This is a genomic window from Citrobacter sp. TBCS-14 (assembly GCF_005280805.1).
In the GTDB taxonomy this organism is placed as follows: Bacteria; Pseudomonadota; Gammaproteobacteria; order Enterobacterales; family Enterobacteriaceae; genus Citrobacter; species Citrobacter gillenii.
In genome coordinates this window covers 124,220-144,574 of sequence record NZ_SZWM01001195.1, presented here as the reverse complement: position 1 = coordinate 144,574, position 20,355 = coordinate 124,220, and the positions used below count along the sequence as shown (strand labels likewise).

Here is a 20,355-nt window from a genome sequence, read left to right as displayed (position 1 = left end):
AGCAAAACGGGGATTTATCCCCGTTTTTATTCTCTGTTCATAAAGAGATAAAGTGATAGCCTTCGCATTTTCAACGGTTTTTTTTCTTGTCTCATTTTTTCGTTTCTGTGAGTCAAAAAAGTTTAAGTACATGAAATAAAAAGAAATATAGATAATATCAATTTATATCATATTTTCGTTTTGATAAAAAAGAAACCTACCGAAAGCCCCTCCTGTTTTTATATGATAACCCCCTCTTTTTCCCCCTTTGACTTTGCCCCTTGTTATACAGATTATTCAATAGCTCCTGTAATTTACCTCCCAAGCACTCTGACCTAAATAAAGAGGGAAGTTATGTCTACCCTGAATAAAAATAATATCGCATTGGCGTGCCTTGTTTCATGTTTACTGGCTACTCCTGTCGTCGCAAACGCTGAAGGACAGGCTGACGCTAAGCCTGTGAAATTACGCTACACGCTGTGGGACCGAAATCAACTTCCCGGCGAGCAGCAACTGGTTAATGAGTTTGAAAAAAATAATCCCAACATTAAAGTTGAAATTGAGTTAACGCCTTATGATCAGTATTTCATCAAGCTGAGCTCAGCGGTCGGTGGAAATGTGGCTCCGGATGTATTCTGGATGAACATGCCTAATTTCCAGCAATACGTTAAGAACGGTATGCTGGAACCACTGAGCGATTATTTAAAGGATAAGTCATCTCCTAATCTTGATGACTTTGTGAAAAGCTCGGTAGAAGCCTATCAGTACCAGTCTAAACAATATGCCATTCCTCGTGATATTGACGCCATTGCCGTCTGGTACAACAAAAAACTTTTCGATCAGGCTGGCGTTACCTGGCCAGATAAAAACTGGACATGGGACGATTTAAAACAAAAAGCGGAACAACTGCGTAAAGGGCTGGATAAGCAATCTTATCCGCTGGCCATGGAATTCAGTAGCGGACAGGACAGTTACTTTAACCTGCTACTGCAGGCCGGAGATAAGATAGCCCTGCCGGACGGTAAAACAGATGTTGCCAATGACAAAGCCATCGCCATGTATCGCGATGTTCAGGGCATGCTGAAGGCTGACCTTATCCAGCCACCAGGAGAAATGGAGGCCTCAGATGTCTTTCAGTCCAACCGAGTAGCCATGGTATATGCAGGCTCATGGTGGGCACTGCCATTCTCACAAAATGAGCTGATTAAGGATCATATCGGCGTGGTGCCCATGCCGAAAATGGCCGAGCAGGCTGGCGTGTCTCATAGCCTAGCCTTTGCCATGTCAGCGAAAAGCCAGAATAAAGAAGCGGCCTGGAAATTCATTGAGTTTATGAGCTCTGAACATGCGCAAAATACGCTGGCAACAGGAAAAGTCGTTATTCCTGCTAACCAAAAAGTGGCGAAAGAGTGGGCTGCAGGCTTTAAAGATATTGATGTTTATGCCTATATCGACTCACTGGCTTTTTCGCATAAGTACCCAACTGCAGGTTCAAATACGGCTAAATGGAATAGCATCCTGAATGATGGCTTGAAAAAAGTATGGACGGGTAATGATCCGGAAAAAGTCATGCCCGGTGTTGCAAAACGTGTTGAACGTGAAATGCAGAAATAATCCTGAGGGAGCACAGCTCCCTCTCACCTTTATTATTTCTTTTGTGATTGTAACGTGAGCATCCCGGAGTCTGTATGAGCTATTCAGATGAAGCAGCATCCTCGCAATTACCGGCCAGGGAAGAACAACAAAAAACCCTTTCAAAGCTGGAGAAAGAGGAACGATTTTGGGGTTGGATAATGATTATGCCCCTACTGGCGGGGTTGATTATTTTCTACTTTACGCCATTTTTCCAGAACGTTTTTTATAGTTTCACCGACCTTGGCGAATTTCAAATTTGGACGACGCTAAGCTTAGATAACTATATTAATTTATTCAGCGATGATGAGTTTCGTGCGGCAATATATAACACGCTGGCCTATGTATTTATTTGTGTCCCCATTATCACCGTCCTGTCATTACTGCTCGCCATTGGCCTGAATCAGGCGATACGTGGGCAGTGGCTGTTTCGCACATTGCTGTTCCTGCCAGCTGTCACTATGCCTGCTGCTATTGCGATGGTCTGGCAATGGCTGATGAACCGTAACTTTGGTTTAATAAATCAGGTTCTGGCTTTCTTTGACATTCCCGCCATTGGCTGGCTATCCGATCCGGAGGTCGTTCGCCTGAGCGCCTCACTGGTCATAATTTGGTCGGCAATTGCGCTAAAGATGATCATTCTACTCGCTGGGCTCCAGGGTATCCCCAAACAAATTTATGAAGCGATGTCCCTGGATGGCATCAGCAAATTACGCGGATTCTGGTCTATCACATTGCCGTTGATGATCCCGACGCTGTTTTTCGTTCTGGTTATCTCGTTTATCGAAACGCTGCAAATATTCGATGTCGTGTACCTGCTGTTTGGCAGCTCATCCATGGTTGATGATCAGACGATGACCATCGCCTATCTCTTCTACAAATACGCCTTTATCTACCACGAAAAAGGGTATGCCTCAGCCATTGCCGTCGTGATATTTGTGATCACGATGGTACTGACCTTGCTGCAGGTATGGCTTGGCAAACGACTTAAAGCACAGTAAGGCATCGCTATGTTTATGACAAAACGTGAAAAATGGCTTATTTACGGCCTGATGACCCTGGCGACACTGGTCACTGTGGTTCCCTTTATCTGGATGATCATCACCTCTTTTAAAACCCAGGCAGAAAGTATCGCTTTTCCCCCGGTCCTTCTGCCCTCCAGACCTGGATTTCAGGCTTACTACAAAATATTACATGAAATGCCCTTTGGCAGTTTTTACGCTAACTCGATCATCTCCACGTTAGTCATCGTCATTTTGCAGACATTGATTGCGGCCATGGCGGCATATGGGTTCTCACGACTGCGCTTCAAAGGCCGTGACGTCCTGTTTATGCTGTGTATTTCCATTCTGATGGTACCTGGGCAGATATTTTTAATCCCGCAGTTTTTGACCATTGAGAAAATGGGTCTGTTGAACTCGATTCCGGGTCTGGTGCTTCCAGGATTATTCAGTATTTATAGCGCCTTTTTGTTACGCCAGTTTTTTCTTTCCGTACCGAAAGAACTTGAAGAAGCCGCCATTATGGATGGCTATAACCATCTGACCATTTTTTTCAAAATCATGCTGCCGTTAATTAAGCCAGGACTGATTGCCTGCGTCATTATTAACGGATTATGGAGTTGGAATAACTTGATGTGGCCGCTGATCGTTAACACCTCAATGGATAAAATGACGTTGCCGGTAGGACTGGCCTCACTTTCCGGCCGCTCAGGTGTTGAATATCCGATGTTAATGGCGGGCGCATTGCTGGCGATTATCCCTATGTTATTACTTTATATTTTCTTCCAGCGCTATTTTATTCGTGGCATCGCAGGTGCCGGAATTAAAGGATAAGGGGCAGTGTTATGTCAGGCATTCAGTTACAGGCAGTAAGTAAAGTCTATCCCAATGGTTTTCAGGCAATTCACGGCGTTGACCTTGAAATTCACGATGGCGAATTTATGGTTTTTGTTGGGCCGTCGGGGTGCGCAAAATCAACGTTACTGCGCATGATCGCCGGTCTGGAAGATATCACTCAAGGTCATATTGCCATCGGAAAACGCTGCGTAAATGATCTGCTGCCGAAAGAACGCGGCGTAGCCATGGTCTTCCAGAACTATGCTCTCTATCCCCATATGACAATTTATAAAAATATGGCGTTCAGTCTGCAGGGAAAAATGAACAAGCAGGAAATTGATGCGCGCGTACGAGAAGCGGCACACAAGCTAGAAATTGAAACGCTACTTGATAAAAAGCCGGGTCAGCTTTCAGGTGGGCAATGCCAGCGCGTAGCCGTTGGCAGAGCCATTGTACGCAAACCTGAAGTCTTTCTATTTGATGAGCCCCTGTCCAACCTTGATGCCAAACTGCGTGTTTCCATGCGCGTACGTCTCACGGAACTGCATCGTCAGCTACGCCACGAAGGTGTCAGTGCCACCATGGTATATGTCACCCACGATCAAATTGAAGCCATGACCATGGGGGATCGAATTTGCGTGCTGAACGGCGGTCGTATAATGCAGGTAGATACCCCCGGCAATATCTACCATCATCCAAAGAATAAATTCGTAGCTGGGTTTATTGGTAATCCCGCGATGAATATTCTGCTTCTCAATGTCGAATCCAGCGGTCGGGGACTCCGTCTTGCTGACAATTTAATCCTGCCATTGAATACGCAACTGGCTAGCCTGCTGGAGCAATATCCGCATACCAGCGTCTGGTTTGGCATCCGTCCAGAGGCTATTCAGATAGCACCGCTGAATGATAATTCAGCATTCAACGCAAAAATTACCAACGTTGAAAGAATGGGAAATGAAGATCTCCTGCATTTTGTTATTGGCGAACAACATATGATTTTGCGAATTAACTCTTCGGCGGACTGGAACCCTCTGCCGGGCGAATCTATCAACGTTAAATTTAATCTTGAAGCCGCCTTTTTATTTGATAAGCAGCATGAAGAGAATTTGGCCTAACCGTCATTCGGGTAGGGTACAAAATGAGAGGTTTATATGTGTGCGAATAAAGTGACCGTTTTAGTGGTAGGGGCAGGTGCGCGCGGCGAAATATACTCACGCTATGCGCTTGAGCATCCGGACAGAATGCAAGTGGTTGGCGTTGCCGAGCCCAGAGAGGCTTATCGCCAACAATTTGTGGCGCAGCACAGCATTGATCGAAATAACGTATTTCGCAATTGGCAAGAGGCCGCAGCCCAGCCCAAAATGGCTGACGTGGTGCTTATTTGTACGCAAGATAATATGCACAAAGATCCTGCCGTGGCGTTTGCCAACCTTGGTTACCACATCTTACTGGAAAAACCGCTCGCCCCGACGCCAGAAGATTGTCGCATCATCATTGATGCCGTCAAACGTAATAACGTCCTGCTGGCCGTCGCCCACGTCCTGCGTTACACCCGTTATACGCAAAAGCTGAAATCCCTGCTAGATGACGGTGTGATTGGCGACATTGTCAGCATGCAGCACTTCGAGCCAGTGGGGTACTGGCATCAGGCCCACTCTTTTGTACGCGGTAACTGGCGTAACGAAACAGAGTCGTCGTTTATGCTGCTGCAAAAATCCTGTCATGATCTGGACTGGATCCGTTACATCATGAGCGACAACTGCCGGGATGTGGGTTCATTTGGCAGCCTGAGCCACTTTGTGAAGGAAAACCAACCCGCCGGCGCGGCAGATCGCTGCCTCGATTGCCTGGTTGAGGCTACGTGTCCCTGGTCCGCCTGCAAAATATATCTGGGAGATAACCACAAATGCACTCCACACTTCCGTCGCGTACTGACCGCCGATCCCAGCGAAGAAAACGTGCGTCAGGCATTGCGTGATGGGCCATACGGCCGCTGCGTTTATCGTTGTGATAATGACGTAGTGGATCATCAGGTTGTTAATCTACGCTTTGCCCACCAACAGACTGTAACGTTCACCATGACCGCCTTTACCAAAATGGAGGATCGAAAAACACGCCTGTTTGGTACAAGAGGTTATCTGGAAGGCGATGGTGAACAAATCCGGGTATTTGATTTCCTGACCGACAAAGAAACAGTGCATCAGATTGAGGAGATCGCTGAAGGAACACAAACGCAGATGGGTGGCCATGGCGGTGGCGATTATTACCTGATGGACCGTTTTATTCATGCCGTGATGGCTGAAGATCAAAATATGATCCTCTCCGGTCCTGATGAATCGCTGGAAAGCCACTTAATGGTCTTTGCCGCTGAGCGCGCTCGCAAGGAAAACTGTCTGGTTACGCTGTGAAGTCGGAGGAGATAAGGCATGTTTTACGGTGTTGATATTGGTGGAACAAAAACTGAAATTGTCGCTTTTGATAAGGAAATGCAGGTTTGCTGGCGCAAGCGCGTTGCCACGCCTGTTCAGGATTATGAACTCTTTCTTTCGACTTTTACCTCTCTTATCGATACCGCCGACTGGGCGACTGGCACGCAGGGTAAAATTGGTATCGGCATGCCCGGATTGATGGACCGACATACAGGAAAACTGCTGTCATCTAATGTCCCTTGTCTGACCGGGCGCCAGGTAATGGACGACCTGGCTCGTCGGCTCAACCGTTCAGTCGAACTAGACAATGACTGTTGCTGCTTCGCGCTGTCTGAAGCCCATACCCAACAAGCTCGTCAGTTCTCCAGAATTTTTGGCGCCATCATTGGCACCGGTATGGGCGGCGGACTAGTCATCGACGGTCAGCTTTATCGAGGGCGTAATCGGATGGCCAGTGAGTTTGGTCATTTACCGCTTCCGGCAACGTTTATGCGTCGATATCACCTGCCGGAACTGAAATGCGGCTGCGGCTTGCAAGGGTGTCTGGAACGATATCAATCTGGTCCAGGCCTACTCTGGCTGCACAAGCATTTCTGCGGCGAACAGCTCAAAATGGAGACCCTGCTGGAACACTACCGCCATGGCAATAGCAGTGCGGTGATCACCGTTGAAGCATGGATAGATATGCTGGGCTGCACGCTGGCGCAGTTACAACTGATCCTGGATGTCGATGCCTTTGTGCTCGGCGGTGGCGTTTCCAATATTGAGGAAATCTATACGTTACTGCCCACCGCCATGTCACGTTATCTTTTCCCAGGGTTAGAGCCCGCCCGCGTGTTTCCGGCCATCCATGGCGCTTCGAGCGGCGTACGTGGCGCGGCATTGCTACTGGTTGAGCACGGTACACCTGTCCACTAAAACAGGACTGGCGAGCACACCTCGCCAGTTTTTTATTCGTCAGCAATCACCACATCAATACCAAGCTGGATTAACGTCTGATGATAATGCTCCGGGATGCCGCTATCGGTAATCACCCGATCAATCCCGCTGATTTCGCTAATCATGCAGAAGCTTTTCCGCCCAAACTTACTGGAGTCCGCCACGACGGTGACCTCCTGCGCCACCTGACACATCACCTGATTAAGATGCGCTTCACCCGGATGTGGCGTAGTGATCCCTGCTTCGAGACAGAATCCATCTACACCTAAAAACAGTTTATCAAACCGATATTGTCTGAGCTGGTGCTCGGCCGACGGTCCGTACAGCGAATACACGCTTTGCCTTACGTTTCCGCCCAGAATCATGACATCTACACGTTCAAAATTGGCGAGTTCCCAAGCGATGTTCAGCGCATTGGTCATCACCACCAGGTCGCGTCGATTTTTTAACATAGGAGGGATTAGCGTCGTCGTAGATCCAGAATCAAGAATGAGCGTGTCGCCATCTTTCACAAAGCTGGCGGCTTTCTCCGCGATACGTGACTTCACATCGCGATTAAGCCGATCTTTATCCTGCAAGGGCCGATCAAGCGCAAAGTGCTGATTCAATACCGCACCGCCGTAAGAGCGCATGACGCACCCTTTCTGCTCCAGATAACGCAAGTCGTTGCGGATCGTGACAGATGACACGCCAAAGTGGACGCTGAGTGGCTCCACTCGAACGCAGCCCTGATCGCACAGCAGGTCGATAATCTGCTCGCGACGTCTTAAGTTATCCAGCATTTCTATTGCTCCATCAGCTATTCATGTTGTTATGTTTTAGCGCTTTAGCACTTTCGTTTTGTTATGAATATATTACATCAGAAGCTATAAGGTGAATTTGTGAACACCACTCCAGCATTTATTTTTGAATAAATTAGGTTTTTTCTTTCGTTTCAGACAAACCGAAAAAGCAATAAGCGAAAGAATGAAAAGGGGCAGAGTACATGATGTGGTAGAAAGAGGCAGAAAAACGAAAGCGGGCCTTCTGAAAGAGCCCACTTATTTATTCTTTCCATTTAATTGAAGGAAATCACATTTTTGTATTTTGACGGTAGAACACGATCACTGAACAATGATCACTTCGACGCCGCTACGGTGTAATTCTTGTAGACATTCCGCTGGAATACCTTCATCCACAATGATGGTATGAATACGTTGTGTATCAATGATTTTATGCAGGCTGGAGCGATTGAATTTGCTGGAATCAGTCACCACGATAATCCGCTCAGCCACTTCGCACATCCGACGGTTAAGCCGGGCTTCGTCTTCATTGTGCGTACTCACACCGCGTTCTAAATCAATAGCATCAACACCAAGAAACAGCATGTCGAAGTGGTAATTCTGCAGAGACTGCTCGGCCTGATCACCATAAAAAGACAGCGACTGACGACGCAGATGTCCACCGGTCATCAGCAGCTCGACACCTTCAGCTTCCAACAAGGCACTGGCGACATTCATCCCATTGGTCATCGCAATCACATCGGTATGCTGGCGCATCAGACGGGCAATTTCATAGGTCGTAGTGCCGGAATCCAGGATCACGCGATGCCCTGGTTTGATCATTTCAGCGGCAGCCTTGGCGATACTGCGTTTAACCGCCGTATTCAGCGAGCTCTTATCTTCAACAGAAGGCTCCACGCCCGGCGTATTGCTGTCACAGATCAGCGCCCCACCATAGGCACGAACGGCAATACCCTGCTTTTCCAGAAACGCCAGATCGTTGCGGATCGTCACCGTAGAGACGCCAAATAAAACAGAAAGATCGTTCACCTGCACGCTTCCTTGCTGTCGCAACCGCTGGATAATCTGCTCGCGCCGCTCGCTGGTACCTGTTACCCGCTTACTTGCAGAATCGGTATTGCTCATAAGAGATCCTTTAGTTAATTCTTTCGTTTCATTTCGTTTTGCCTATTAACGCCTTTCTTTTACCGGATTGCAAGCACTACAACCGGCTCAGATAGCGATAGAATCGCCGCTGAAACCTTTCATTATGTTTCTTTTGTGAAACAGATCGGAAAACAAGAATCTTTCGTTTTATTTTTATGGCAACTTGGATCAGTATCAAATGAAACAAAACGAAAGATTGATGTCGCAGCAATCTGACCTGGAGAGGAAAGTGAAACATCTAACTAAAATGGTGGAGCAGCATAAACGGGGGAAAGCAAACGGGATTTATGCCGTTTGTTCCGCGCATCCATTGGTACTGGAATCAGCAATACGCTACGCCCATGCAAACCATACACCGTTGCTGATAGAAGCAACGTCCAATCAGGTTGACCAGTTTGGCGGCTATACCGGTATGACGCCAGCCGATTTTCGCAGTTTTGTCTGTCGCCTGGCAGAATCTTTTGACTTTCCTCAGGAAATGCTAATTCTGGGTGGGGACCATCTCGGACCAAACCGTTGGCAAAACCTACCCGCAGAGCAGGCAATGGCCAATGCTGACGACCTCATTAAAAGCTACGTGGCTGCAGGATTTAAAAAAATCCACCTGGATTGCAGCATGTCCTGCCAGGGCGATCCTGTTCCATTAACGGATGCCATCGTCGCTGAACGCGCGGCACGCCTGGCGAAGGTTGCCGAAGAAACCTGTAAGGCACATTTTGGCGAGTCCGATCTGGTTTACGTGATCGGCACGGAGGTTCCGGTTCCCGGCGGTGCCCACGAAACGTTAACGGAGCTGGAAGTTACTACACCTGACGCGGCACGTGCCACGCTGGAAGCTCATCATCATGCGTTTGAAAAACAGGGTCTGGACGCCATCTGGCCACGCATTATCGCGCTGGTGGTGCAACCCGGCGTTGAATTTGACCACACACATATTATTGATTATCAGCCGCAAAAAGCCGTTGCTTTAAGCAAGATGGTAGAAGCCTACGACACATTGGTCTTTGAAGCGCATTCCACCGATTATCAAACACCACAGTCACTGCGCCAGTTGGTCAAAGATCACTTTGCGATCCTGAAAGTTGGCCCAGCCCTGACCTTCGCCCTGCGTGAAGCGTTGTTCTCACTGGCCGCTATTGAAGAAGAATTACTGCCAGCAAAGGCCTGCTCAGGTCTACGCCATGTTCTGGAAAGCGTGATGCTCGATCGCCCGGAATATTGGCAGAGCCATTACCACGGAGATGGCAACGCACGTCGACTGGCACGAGGTTACAGTTACTCCGATCGGGTTCGTTACTATTGGCCAGACAGCCAGATTGATGACGCCTTCGACCGACTGGTACGCAACCTGGCAGACGAGCCAATTCCGCTGCCGCTCATCAGCCAATATTTACCGTTGCAGTACGTAAAAGTGCGCGAGGGAGATCTCAACGCCACACCACGAGAACTCATCATTAACCATATTCAGGACATACTGCAGCAATACCACCGTGCCTGCCAGGGCGCATCATCCCATAACGCATAAAAAGAAAGAGAAAAACACTATGCCAAACATTGTATTAAGTCGCATTGACGAACGTTTAATTCACGGTCAGGTCGGTGTGCAGTGGGTCGGATTTGCGGGGGCAAATCTGGTTCTGGTTGCCAATGATGAGGTCGCTGAAGATCAGGTTCAGCAAAACCTGATGGAAATGGTGCTCGCGGAAGGGATTGCCGTGCGCTTCTGGTCACTGCAAAAAGTGATCGACAATATCCACCGTGCTGCCGATCGTCAGAAAATTCTGCTGGTCTGCAGAACCCCGGCAGACTTCTTACGGCTGGTTGAAGGCGGCGTTCCGGTTAACCGCATCAACGTTGGCAATATGCACTACGCCAACGGCAAGCAGCAAATCGCTAAAACCGTTTCTGTAGACGCGAACGATATTACGGCATTTAACGGGCTGAAAGCCGCCGACGTGGAATGCTTCGTTCAGGGCGTACCAACCGAACCCGCCCAGGACCTCTTTAAACTTCTCTGAGGAATTCACAATGGAAATTAGTCTGTTGCAGGCTTTTGCGTTGGGTATTCTCGCCTTTATCGCAGGCCTGGATATGTTCAACGGGTTAACGCATATGCACCGCCCGGTGGTTCTTGGACCGCTGGTCGGGCTGATACTGGGCGATCTGCATACCGGTATTTTAACCGGTGGTACGCTGGAACTGGTGTGGATGGGCCTGGCCCCACTGGCGGGTGCTCAGCCACCAAACGTCATCATCGGGACCATTGTCGGAACAACATTTGCTATTACGACCGGCGTAAAACCAGAGGTTGCCGTTGGTGTGGCTGTGCCATTCGCCGTAGCGGTTCAAATGGGGATTACCTTCCTGTTCTCCGTGATGTCGGGTGTTATGGCTCGCTGCGATCGGATGGCAGCGAATGCCGATACAGCCGGAATTGAGCGGGTGAACTATCTGGCATTACTGGCATTGGGGACGTTCTACTTCTTATGCGCCTTCCTGCCGATTTACTTTGGCGCGGAACATGCCAAAACCGCCATTGATGTGCTACCCACACGCCTGATTGACGGCCTCGGCGTCGCCGGCGGCATCATGCCAGCAATCGGTTTTGCCGTACTGCTGAAAATCATGATGAAGAACGTCTACATCCCCTATTTTATTCTGGGTTTTGTTGCCGCTGCCTGGCTCAAGCTCCCGGTACTGGCTATCGCCGCCGCCGCACTGGCAATGGCGCTGATCGATTTTCTGCGTAAATCACCTGAACCTACAGCCCCGGTAGCACAAAAAGAGGAATTCGAAGATGGAATCTAACCAAACGGCTCTGCCGAACGTTTCCGATACCGAAGATACGCTGCTTACCGGCACCAATGAAAACATCTATGAAGATCAGAACATTGGGGCGGAGCTGACAAAAAAAGACATCAACCGCGTAGCCTGGCGTTCCATGCTGCTACAGGCATCTTTTAACTACGAACGTATGCAGGCATCAGGATGGCTGTACGGTCTGTTGCCCGCACTGAAAAAGATTCACACCAATAAACGCGATCTTGCGCGTTCAATGAAAGGCCATATGGGGTTCTTTAATACCCATCCGTTTCTGGTGACGTTTGTTATTGGCATCATCCTCGCGATGGAACGCTCCAAGCAGGACGTGAACAGTATTCAAAGTACCAAGATTGCCGTAGGCGCACCGCTCGGGGGCATCGGGGATGCGATGTTCTGGTTAACGCTGCTGCCCATTTGCGGAGGGATCGGAGCCAGCCTGGCGCTACAGGGGTCTATTCTTGGCGCAGTCGTGTTTATTGTTATGTTCAACGTTGTCCATCTTGGTTTGCGTTTTGGCCTGGCACACTACGCGTATCGGATGGGCGTCGCGGCCATCCCACTGATTAAGGCCAATACCAAGAAGGTTGGGCATGCGGCATCCATCGTTGGGATGACGGTGATTGGCGCCCTGGTTGCAACTTACGTTCGCCTTAACACCACGTTGGAAATTACCGCAGGTGATGCGGTGGTAAAACTGCAGACGGATGTTATTGACAAACTGATGCCGGCTTTCCTGCCACTGGTCTACACATTAACCATGTTCTGGTTGGTTCGTCGTGGCTGGAGTCCTCTGCGTCTTATCGCCATTACTGTGGTGCTCGGCGTAGTCGGCAAATTCTGTCATTTCCTGTAAATACAAGGGGCTGTAGATGTTAGGTATTATTTTGACGGGTCATGGCGGGTTTGCCAGCGGAATGGAAAAGGCGATGAAACAGATTCTGGGGGAACAGTCTCAGTTTATCGCCATCGACTTTCCAGAAACCTCAACCACCGCCTTGCTCACTTCGCAACTTGAACAAGCGGTGAGTGAACTGGACGCTAAGGAAAATATCATTTTTCTGACTGACCTGCTGGGTGGCACTCCGTTTCGTGTCGCGTCTACCCTGGCGATGCAAAAACAAGGAAGTGAAGTGATCACCGGTACCAATCTGCAGCTTCTGCTGGAGATGGTGCTGGAGCGTGAAGGCTTGAGCAGCGAAGAATTTCGTCTACAAGCACTGGAGTGCGGGCATCGCGGCCTGACCAGCCTGGTCGATGAGCTGGGACGGTGTCGCGAGGAACACCCCGTTGAGGAAGGGATATGACACAACTGCTGCGCGCCAGACGTCTGCTGACTGAACAGGGCTGGTTGGACGATCATCAATTACGTATAGAAGAAGGCACTATCACGACGATTGAGCCTATCCCCTCTGGCGTGATGGGGCGTGATGCCGACCTGCTGTGCCCTGCTTACATCGACACCCATGTCCACGGAGGGGGTGGCGTCGATGTTATGGATGAAGCGGCAGACTCACTCGACAAGCTGGCGATGCACAAAGCACGTGAAGGGGTAGCCAGCTGGCTGCCCACTACCGTCACCGCCCCATTGCAGGATATTCACGGGGCACTGCAACGAATTGCCCATCGCTATCATTCAGGTGGCCCCGGTGCGCAAGTGCTGGGCAGCTATCTGGAGGGACCGTATTTCACGCCACAGAATAAAGGCGCGCACCCGCCTGAGTTATTTCGGGAGCTGGAACTTAACGAGCTGGATGAGCTGATTGCAATTTCCCGGCAAACTTTGCGCGTGGTGGCGCTGGCACCAGAGAAACCAGGCTCATTGCAGGCTATTCGGCACCTCAGGCAACAGGATGTCAGGGTGATGCTGGGTCATAGTGCTGCAACCTGGGAACAAACCCGAGCCGCCTTTGACGCCGGTGCAAATGGGTTAGTGCACTGCTACAACGGCATGACAGGGCTGCATCATCGGGAACCCGGTATGGTCGGCGCGGGGTTAACCGATCCGCGCGCATGGCTGGAGCTTATTGCCGACGGACACCACGTCCACCCGGCAGCCATGACGCTGTGCTGCAATTGTGCAAAAGATCGGATAGTGCTAATCACCGATGCAATGCAGGCCGCCGGTATGCCCGATGGGCGCTATACGCTGTGTGGCGAAACGGTAGATATGCGCGGCGGTATCGTACGGACCGCTTCTGGCGGTCTGGCCGGCAGTACGCTGTCCGTTGATGCGGCCGTTCGCAATATGGTCGAATTCACCGGAAGTACGCCAGAAGATGCTATCCATATGGCTTCACTGCATCCTGCTCGCTTGTTAGGTATTGATCACCAGCTAGGATCTTTAAAAACGGGCAAGCGTGCCAGCATTATTGCCCTTGATAGCGCTCTGCATTTACAACAAATCTGGATCCAGGGCCGCACGTTCCCACTCTAGACCTTTCACTATGTATGCTATTGGCCTTCGCTTAAACACCGCAAGGCCTTTCTTTTCCTTTCGAAGTAACAAACACCATACGCTACGATTCCAAATTTAAATCTTATATATCAACAAGATAATAAAACCATACTCTTGCACGATCACAATTTTCGTTTTATTTCCTTTTATTCATTTGAACTTTCAATTTCTTTTCTATACATTTAATTCAACTGATTACATGTACAAGTGAAACGAAACGAAAGATAGCGACAAGTTTGCCAGCGTCTGATGTGGAATTCACACGACTAAGGACTGAGTTATGCCAGAAACCTACACCCCTGTTCGCGCGATAACGGGCACCTGGACAGAAGAAGAAATTCGCCAGCAGCCCGCCAGTTGGATCCGCTCACTCAGCAATATCGAAAAAATCCGATCCTCCATCGACAGTTTTCTCGCACCCTTGTTGCGTAAAAGCGATCTGCGGATCGTACTGACGGGAGCGGGAACCTCCGCGTTTATCGGTGACATTATTGCTCCATGGCTCGCCAGCCACACCGGAAAGAACATCAGCGCCATCCCGACAACCGATCTGGTCACCAATCCAATGGATTATTTGGCACCAGCGCATCCGCTGCTGTTGGTCTCTTTTGCCCGGTCGGGTAACAGCCCGGAAAGTGTTGCAGCAGTTGAGTTGGCGAATCAGTTTGTCCCTGAATGCTATCACCTCTCAATCACCTGTAACGAAGCGGGCAGCCTGTACCAAAACGCGGCCGATAGCGATAACGCGTTTGCACTGCTCATGCCTGCAGAAACGCACGATCGCGGTTTCGCGATGACCAGCAGTATCACCACTATGATGGTCAGTTGTCTGGCGGTATTTGTTCCAGAGAAAATCAACAGCCAGACATTCCGCAACGTGGCCGATCGCTGTCAGGCGATCCTGACGTCACTGGGCGATTTTAGCCACGGCGTGTTTGGTAACGAACCGTGGAAACGGATCGTTTACCTCGGCAGCGGTGGATTACAAGGTGCCGCACGTGAATCAGCGTTGAAAGTTTTGGAACTCACGGCGGGTAAACTGGCCGCATTCTATGACTCGCCAACCGGTTTTCGCCATGGTCCTAAATCACTGGTCGATAACGAAACGCTGGTCGTGGTGTTTGTCTCCAGCCATCCCTATACACGTCAGTACGATCTCGATCTGCTGGCAGAGTTACGTCGTGATCAACAGGCACTGCGCGTTGTGGCCATTGCCGCAGAGACCGATGCCATTATTGAAGCCGGTCCACATATTCTATTGCCACCTTCACGCACTTTTATCGATATGGAGCTCGCTTTCTGCTTCCTGATGTATGCCCAGGTGTTCGCACTGACGCAATCCATCAGTATCGGCAATACACCGGATACGCCTTCTGCCAGCGGTACAGTCAACCGCGTCGTTCAGGGCGTTGTTATTCATTCCTGGAACGGCTAAAAGGATCGCATCATGAGCATTATTTCTACGAAATACCTCCTGCAGGATGCCCAGGCAAAGGGCTATGCCGTACCTGCGTTTAACATCCACAATGCCGAAACGATCCAGGCTATCCTCGAAGTCTGTAATGAAATGCGATCGCCGGTGATCCTCGCCGGAACACCAGGCACCTTTAAGCATATTGCGTTAGAAGAGATCTACGCGCTATGCAACGCCTACTCCACAACCTATGACATGCCTCTGGCACTGCATCTTGACCATCACGAATCGCTGGACGATATCCGTCGTAAGGTGAACGCTGGAGTGCGTAGCGCGATGATTGACGGCAGCCACTTCCCGTTCGAAGAAAACGTGAAGCTGGTGAAATCCGTTGTGGATTTTTGCCACGCCAAAGATTGCAGCGTTGAAGCTGAATTGGGTCGTCTGGGTGGCGTTGAAGATGACATGAGCGTGGATGCAGAAAGCGCTTTCCTGACAGATCCTCAGGAAGCAAAACGTTTTGTCGAACGTACTGGTGTAGACAGTCTCGCCGTCGCTATCGGCACCGCGCACGGTCTCTATACCAAAACCCCGAAAATTGATTTCCAGCGTCTGGCAGAAATTCGTGAAGTGGTCGATATCCCACTGGTATTGCATGGCGCAAGCGATGTACCTGATGAATATGTCCGCCGCACCATTGAGCTGGGGGTGTGTAAGGTCAACGTCGCCACCGAACTGAAAATCGCCTTTGCCGATGCGGTCAAAGCCTGGTTTGCAGAAAATCCACAGGGTAACGATCCCCGTTACTACATGCGTGTCGGTATGGATGCCATGAAAGAAGTGGTACGCAGTAAAATTAATGTCTGCGGATCGGCAAACAGATTATTAATTAGCGAAACTCTCGTTCATTCTTGAAAGTCATGCTGAATGATGTCCACACCCTGGCTGGTGTGGACATCAACAATTGGAATTACTCCCCCTGCTGTTCCAGGGCGTACTTATACAACGCATTCTTTTTCACGCCGTGGATTTCGGCAGCCAGTGCGGCGGCCTTTTTCAGCGGCAGTTCTGCCTGTAACAGCGCCAGCGTCCGCAAGGCATCGGCCGGGAGATCGTCGTCCTGCGCTTTATGGCCCTCAACAATCAGCACCATTTCGCCTTTACGGCGGTTTTCATCTTCTTTTACCCACGCCAGCAATTCGCCGACCGGGGCGCCGTGAATGGTTTCCCAGGTTTTAGTCAGCTCGCGCGCCAGCACTACATAACGCGACTCTCCCCATACGGCGACCATGTCTTCCAGGCTGTCGAGCAGACGGTGGGTGGACTCATAAAAAATCAGTGTACGAGGTTCCGCTTCAATGGCCTTCATTGCATCGCGACGGCCTTTGGATTTGGCGGGCAAAAAGCCTTCGTAGCAAAAACGGTCTGATGGCAGGCCTGCAGCACTTAATGCGGCGATGGCCGCGCAAGGACCCGGTAGCGGCACAACTCGAATACCCGCCTCACGACAGGTACGCACCAGGTGATAGCCAGGATCGTTAATCAGCGGCGTTCCGGCATCGGAAACCAGCGCGATGTTCTGGCCCTCCTTGAGCTTCGCCACCAGCATTTGGGCTTTTTGTTGCTCATTGTGATCGTGTAACGCAAACATACGGGCGCTAATCGCGAAGTGTTGTAATAATAATCCGGTATGACGGGTGTCTTCAGCAGCAATTAAATCAACGGCTTGTAAAACTTCGAGCGCTCGTTGGGTAATATCAGCCAAATTTCCGATAGGAGTAGGTACAATAAAGAGTTGGCCTTGAGAATTATCCGCCGATTCGTGTTGTTTCATTGTGTCGTCCGTATTGCCGATTTAATATTGAGCATTGCGTAAAAAATATCACTGGATACAGTATGGTACCCTCAACATTTTCTCGTATGAAAGCCGCGCGCGCTCTGCCAGTCATTCTGGCAGCATTGATTTTCGCCGGTTGTGGCACCCAGGCGCCAGACCAGAGTGCAGCCCATATGCAGGGCACAGCACAAGCTGATTCCGGCTTTTATCTGCAACAGATGCAGCAAAGCTCAGATGATAGCAAGACCAACTGGCAATTACTCGCCATTCGTGCACTGCTGAAAGAAGGTAAGAGCCAGCAGGCTGTCGATCTGTTCAACCAATTGCCGCAGAACCTGAACGATGCCCAGCGTCGTGAACAATCCCTGCTGGCCGTTGAGATCAAACTTGCGCAGAAAGATGTCGCGGGCGCGCAGGCCCTGCTGGAGAAGCTAAAACCAGCCGATTTCGATCAGAACCAACAGGCGCGTTACTGGCAGGCACAAATTGATGCCAGCCAGGGGCGTCCATCGTTAACACTGCTGCGTGCGCTAATCGCTCAAGAGCCGCTGTTGGCCGCCAATGATAAGCAGAAAAACATCGATGCGACCTGGCAGACACTCTCGTCAATGACACCAGAGCAGGCGCAGGCTCTGGTCATCAACGCTGATGAAAATGTTCTGCAAGGCTGGCTGGATCTCCAGCGCGTCTGGTTTGATAACCGTAGCGATGCCGACATGATGAAGGCCGGCATTGCCGACTGGCAAAAACGCTATCCGCAAAACCCGGGGGCAAAATTACTGCCCACGCAGTTGGTTAACGTCCAGAGCTATAAGCCAGCGTCCACCAGCAAGATAGCCCTGCTACTGCCGCTGAACGGTCAGGCCGCTGTTTTTGGTCGCACTATTCAGCAGGGTTTTGAAGCAGCGAAAAACAATGGCACGCAACCGGTATCAACCCCTGTCGCCGCAGCACCTGCAGCCGTCACGGACGCCACCACGCCCGTTGCACAGCCGCAGTCTGTCGACGGCGTGGCCAGCCCTTCCCAGGCCTCGGTGAGCGATCTGACCAACGATGCGCCAGCACAGCCAGCCACACCGGTTAGCGCGCCGCAAACAGCACCAACTCAGCCAACGACGGCCAGCGCCCCGGCGAATCCTTCCGCAGAGCTGAAAATTTATGACACCTCGTCACAGCCGCTGAATCAGATCCTGGCCCAGGTGCAGCAGGATGGTGCCAGCATTGTTGTCGGCCCTCTGTTGAAGAACAATGTTGAAGAACTGATGAAGAGCAGCACGCCGCTGAACGTACTGGCGCTTAATCAGCCTGAAGCCGTGCAGAACCTGGCGAATGTGTGCTACTTCGCGCTGTCACCGGAAGATGAAGCGCGCGATGCCGCACGTCACATCCGCGATCAGGGAAAACAAACCCCGCTGCTGTTAACGCCGCGTAGCGCGTTAGGCGATCGCGTGGCCAACGCCTTTGCACAGGAATGGCAAAAACTTGGCGGCGGCGTGGTGTTGCAACAGAAATTCGGCTCTACAGCAGAACTGAGAATGGGCGTCAACGGTGGTGCAGGGATTGCCCTGACGGGCAGCCCGGTCGTCTCCTCTACACCAGCACAGCCTGGCGTCACGATTGGTGGACTCACCATCCCGGCTCCGCCGACCGATGCGCAAATCACCGGTGGTAGCGGTCGTGTTGACGCCGTGTATATTCTGGCCACGCCGGAAGAGATCGCCTTTATTAAGCCGATGATCGCCATGCGTAACGGCAGCCAAAGCGGTGCCACGCTGTATGCCAGCTCCCGTAGCGCGCAGGGTACTGCCGGTCCTGACTTCCGCCTGGAAATGGAAGGCTTGCAGTACAGTGAAATTCCGATGCTGGCCGGCGGTAACGAACCGCTCATGCAGCAGGCGCTTAGCGCCGTGCACAACGATTACTCGCTGGCACGCATGTACGCCATGGGCGTCGATGCGTGGTCGCTGGCTAACCACTTCACGCAAATGCGTCAGGTGCAGGGCTTTGAAATTAACGGCAACACTGGCGCATTAACCGCCACGCCGGATTGTGTGATTAACAGGAAGTTATCATGGCTCAAATACCAGCAAGGACAGGTCGTCCCCGCCAGTTAACGAGTAAACAGACCGGTGACGCGTGGGAAGCCACCGCGCGTTGCTGGCTGGAGGGCAAAGGACTGCGTTTTATCGCCGCCAACGTGCGCGAACGCGGCGGCGAAATCGACCTGATAATGCGTGAAGGCAAGACCACCGTCTTTGTTGAAGTCCGTTTTCGTCGTTCCGCTCTTTTTGGCGGGGCGGCGGCGAGTGTGACCCGCAGCAAACAACAGAAATTATTACACACCGCCCGCTTGTGGCTTGCGCGCCACAATGGGAGTTTTGATACTGTGGATTGTCGGTTCGATGTGTTAGCCTTCACCGGAAATGATGTTGAGTGGTTAAAGGATGCCTTTAACGACCACTCATAATTGAAGATTTAAGGATTAGCGTGTTAGACAGAATTAAAGTCTGCTTTACAGAAAGCATTCAAACTCAGATTGCTGCGGCTGAAGCGCTCCCGGATGCGATTTCCCGTGCAGCCATGACGCTGGTTCAATCCCTGCTCAATGGCAACAAAATTCTCTGTTGTGGTAATGGGACATCCGCTGCCAACGCACAGCATTTTGCTGCCAGTATGATCAACCGTTTTGAAACAGAACGGCCCAGTTTACCTGCTATTGCACTAAATACTGATAATGTGGTCTTAACTGCGATTGCCAACGATCGCCTGCACGACGAAGTTTATGCAAAACAAGTCCGTGCGCTGGGACATGCAGGTGATGTTCTGTTGGCAATTTCTACGCGTGGCAACAGTCGCGATATCGTTAAAGCCGTTGAAGCTGCCGTCACCCGCGACATGACGATCGTCGCTCTGACCGGTTATGACGGGGGAGAGCTGGCCGGATTATTAGGGCCGCAGGATGTCGAAATCCGCATTCCCTCACACCACAGCGCACGCATTCAGGAAATGCATATGCTGACGGTGAACTGCCTTTGCGATCTTATCGATAACACGCTTTTCCCTCACCAGGATGATTAAGGA

Annotated in this window: 20 protein-coding genes; 17 read left to right on the top strand and 3 right to left on the bottom strand. The window is 50.7% G+C overall.

From position 1 onward, the window contains the following. The first annotated feature begins 333 nt into the window (after window positions 1-333). From FDX22_RS25465 to FDX22_RS25440, 6 genes are all read left to right on the top strand, one after another. Window positions 334-1,593: a sugar ABC transporter substrate-binding protein gene (locus FDX22_RS25465; RefSeq protein ID WP_146717959.1), complete on the top strand. Its 1,260-nt coding sequence runs from the start codon at window positions 334-336 to the stop codon at window positions 1,591-1,593. A gap of 74 nt (window positions 1,594-1,667) precedes the next feature. Beyond that, on the top strand, window positions 1,668-2,612 hold the full coding sequence (locus FDX22_RS25460) for a carbohydrate ABC transporter permease (RefSeq protein ID WP_146717958.1): 945 nt from the start codon (window positions 1,668-1,670) through the stop codon (window positions 2,610-2,612). 9 nt (window positions 2,613-2,621) lie between these two features. Then, window positions 2,622-3,446, top strand: a complete 825-nt coding sequence (locus FDX22_RS25455) for a carbohydrate ABC transporter permease (protein ID WP_146717957.1) — start codon at window positions 2,622-2,624, stop codon at window positions 3,444-3,446. A gap of 11 nt (window positions 3,447-3,457) precedes the next feature. After that, window positions 3,458-4,564, top strand: coding sequence for an ABC transporter ATP-binding protein (locus tag FDX22_RS25450; RefSeq protein ID WP_146717956.1), 1,107 nt, complete (start codon window positions 3,458-3,460; stop codon window positions 4,562-4,564). 36 nt (window positions 4,565-4,600) lie between these two features. After that, the gene (locus FDX22_RS25445; protein ID WP_146717955.1) at window positions 4,601-5,857 is read left to right on the top strand and encodes a Gfo/Idh/MocA family protein; all 1,257 of its coding nucleotides are present in this window, start codon (window positions 4,601-4,603) and stop codon (window positions 5,855-5,857) included. 18 nt (window positions 5,858-5,875) lie between these two features. Then, window positions 5,876-6,796 (top strand): ROK family protein, encoded by a 921-nt coding sequence (locus FDX22_RS25440; protein ID WP_146717954.1) that lies wholly within the window; start codon window positions 5,876-5,878, stop codon window positions 6,794-6,796. Between the two features lie 32 nt (window positions 6,797-6,828). Here FDX22_RS25440 and agaR read toward each other — a convergent pair whose 3' ends face one another. Both agaR and FDX22_RS25430 read right to left on the bottom strand, forming a co-directional pair. Continuing rightward, window positions 6,829-7,599, bottom strand: coding sequence for a transcriptional repressor AgaR (agaR, locus tag FDX22_RS25435; protein ID WP_146717953.1), 771 nt, complete (start codon window positions 7,597-7,599; stop codon window positions 6,829-6,831). A gap of 321 nt (window positions 7,600-7,920) precedes the next feature. After that, window positions 7,921-8,724 carry a DeoR family transcriptional regulator gene (locus FDX22_RS25430; RefSeq protein ID WP_115257418.1) on the bottom strand — a complete coding sequence of 268 codons (804 nt, stop codon included), beginning with the start codon at window positions 8,722-8,724 and terminating at the stop codon, window positions 7,921-7,923. Window positions 8,725-8,944: 220 nt separating this feature from the next. On the opposite strand from FDX22_RS25430, the gene kbaZ reads away from it, so the two are divergent. From kbaZ to kbaY, 8 genes are all read left to right on the top strand, one after another. Continuing rightward, window positions 8,945-10,270: a tagatose-bisphosphate aldolase subunit KbaZ gene (kbaZ, locus tag FDX22_RS25425; protein WP_115257417.1), complete on the top strand. Its 1,326-nt coding sequence runs from the start codon at window positions 8,945-8,947 to the stop codon at window positions 10,268-10,270. 19 nt (window positions 10,271-10,289) lie between these two features. Beyond that, complete coding sequence (gene agaV, locus FDX22_RS25420) at window positions 10,290-10,763, top strand: PTS N-acetylgalactosamine transporter subunit IIB (protein ID WP_117342721.1); 474 nt, start codon at window positions 10,290-10,292, stop codon at window positions 10,761-10,763. A gap of 10 nt (window positions 10,764-10,773) precedes the next feature. Continuing rightward, window positions 10,774-11,553, top strand: a complete 780-nt coding sequence (agaW, locus tag FDX22_RS25415; protein ID WP_115257415.1) for a PTS N-acetylgalactosamine transporter subunit IIC — start codon at window positions 10,774-10,776, stop codon at window positions 11,551-11,553. Then, window positions 11,543-12,421: a PTS N-acetylgalactosamine transporter subunit IID gene (gene agaE, locus FDX22_RS25410; protein WP_115257414.1), complete on the top strand. Its 879-nt coding sequence runs from the start codon at window positions 11,543-11,545 to the stop codon at window positions 12,419-12,421. The genes agaW and agaE overlap by 11 nt, the downstream gene beginning before the upstream one ends. Window positions 12,422-12,437: 16 nt before the next feature. Then, on the top strand, window positions 12,438-12,872 hold the full coding sequence (gene agaF / locus FDX22_RS25405; RefSeq protein WP_115257413.1) for a PTS galactosamine/N-acetylgalactosamine transporter subunit IIA: 435 nt from the start codon (window positions 12,438-12,440) through the stop codon (window positions 12,870-12,872). Then, the gene (gene nagA, locus FDX22_RS25400; protein WP_115257412.1) at window positions 12,869-14,002 is read left to right on the top strand and encodes an N-acetylglucosamine-6-phosphate deacetylase; all 1,134 of its coding nucleotides are present in this window, start codon (window positions 12,869-12,871) and stop codon (window positions 14,000-14,002) included. Before agaF ends, nagA begins: the two co-directional genes overlap by 4 nt. A 301-nt stretch (window positions 14,003-14,303) precedes the next feature. Further along, window positions 14,304-15,458 carry an AgaS family sugar isomerase gene (locus FDX22_RS25395; RefSeq protein ID WP_146717952.1) on the top strand — a complete coding sequence of 385 codons (1,155 nt, stop codon included), beginning with the start codon at window positions 14,304-14,306 and terminating at the stop codon, window positions 15,456-15,458. Between the two features lie 12 nt (window positions 15,459-15,470). Then, window positions 15,471-16,352, top strand: a complete 882-nt coding sequence (kbaY, locus tag FDX22_RS25390) for a tagatose-bisphosphate aldolase subunit KbaY (RefSeq protein WP_146717951.1) — start codon at window positions 15,471-15,473, stop codon at window positions 16,350-16,352. A 55-nt stretch (window positions 16,353-16,407) separates the two neighbouring features. Here kbaY and rsmI read toward each other — a convergent pair whose 3' ends face one another. Continuing rightward, window positions 16,408-17,271, bottom strand: coding sequence for a 16S rRNA (cytidine(1402)-2'-O)-methyltransferase (gene rsmI / locus FDX22_RS25385; RefSeq protein ID WP_115257408.1), 864 nt, complete (start codon window positions 17,269-17,271; stop codon window positions 16,408-16,410). Window positions 17,272-17,333: 62 nt separating this feature from the next. On the opposite strand from rsmI, the gene FDX22_RS25380 reads away from it, so the two are divergent. From FDX22_RS25380 to diaA, 3 genes are read left to right on the top strand one after another with little or no spacing between them, the layout of a single operon-like run. Beyond that, on the top strand, window positions 17,334-19,388 hold the full coding sequence (locus FDX22_RS25380) for a penicillin-binding protein activator (RefSeq protein WP_146717950.1): 2,055 nt from the start codon (window positions 17,334-17,336) through the stop codon (window positions 19,386-19,388). Further along, on the top strand, window positions 19,346-19,741 hold the full coding sequence (locus tag FDX22_RS25375) for a YraN family protein (RefSeq protein ID WP_096755549.1): 396 nt from the start codon (window positions 19,346-19,348) through the stop codon (window positions 19,739-19,741). The genes FDX22_RS25380 and FDX22_RS25375 overlap by 43 nt, the downstream gene beginning before the upstream one ends. Before the next feature lie 20 nt (window positions 19,742-19,761). Continuing rightward, window positions 19,762-20,352 (top strand): DnaA initiator-associating protein DiaA, encoded by a 591-nt coding sequence (gene diaA, locus FDX22_RS25370; protein ID WP_048213380.1) that lies wholly within the window; start codon window positions 19,762-19,764, stop codon window positions 20,350-20,352. The last annotated feature ends 3 nt before the right edge of the window (window positions 20,353-20,355 follow it).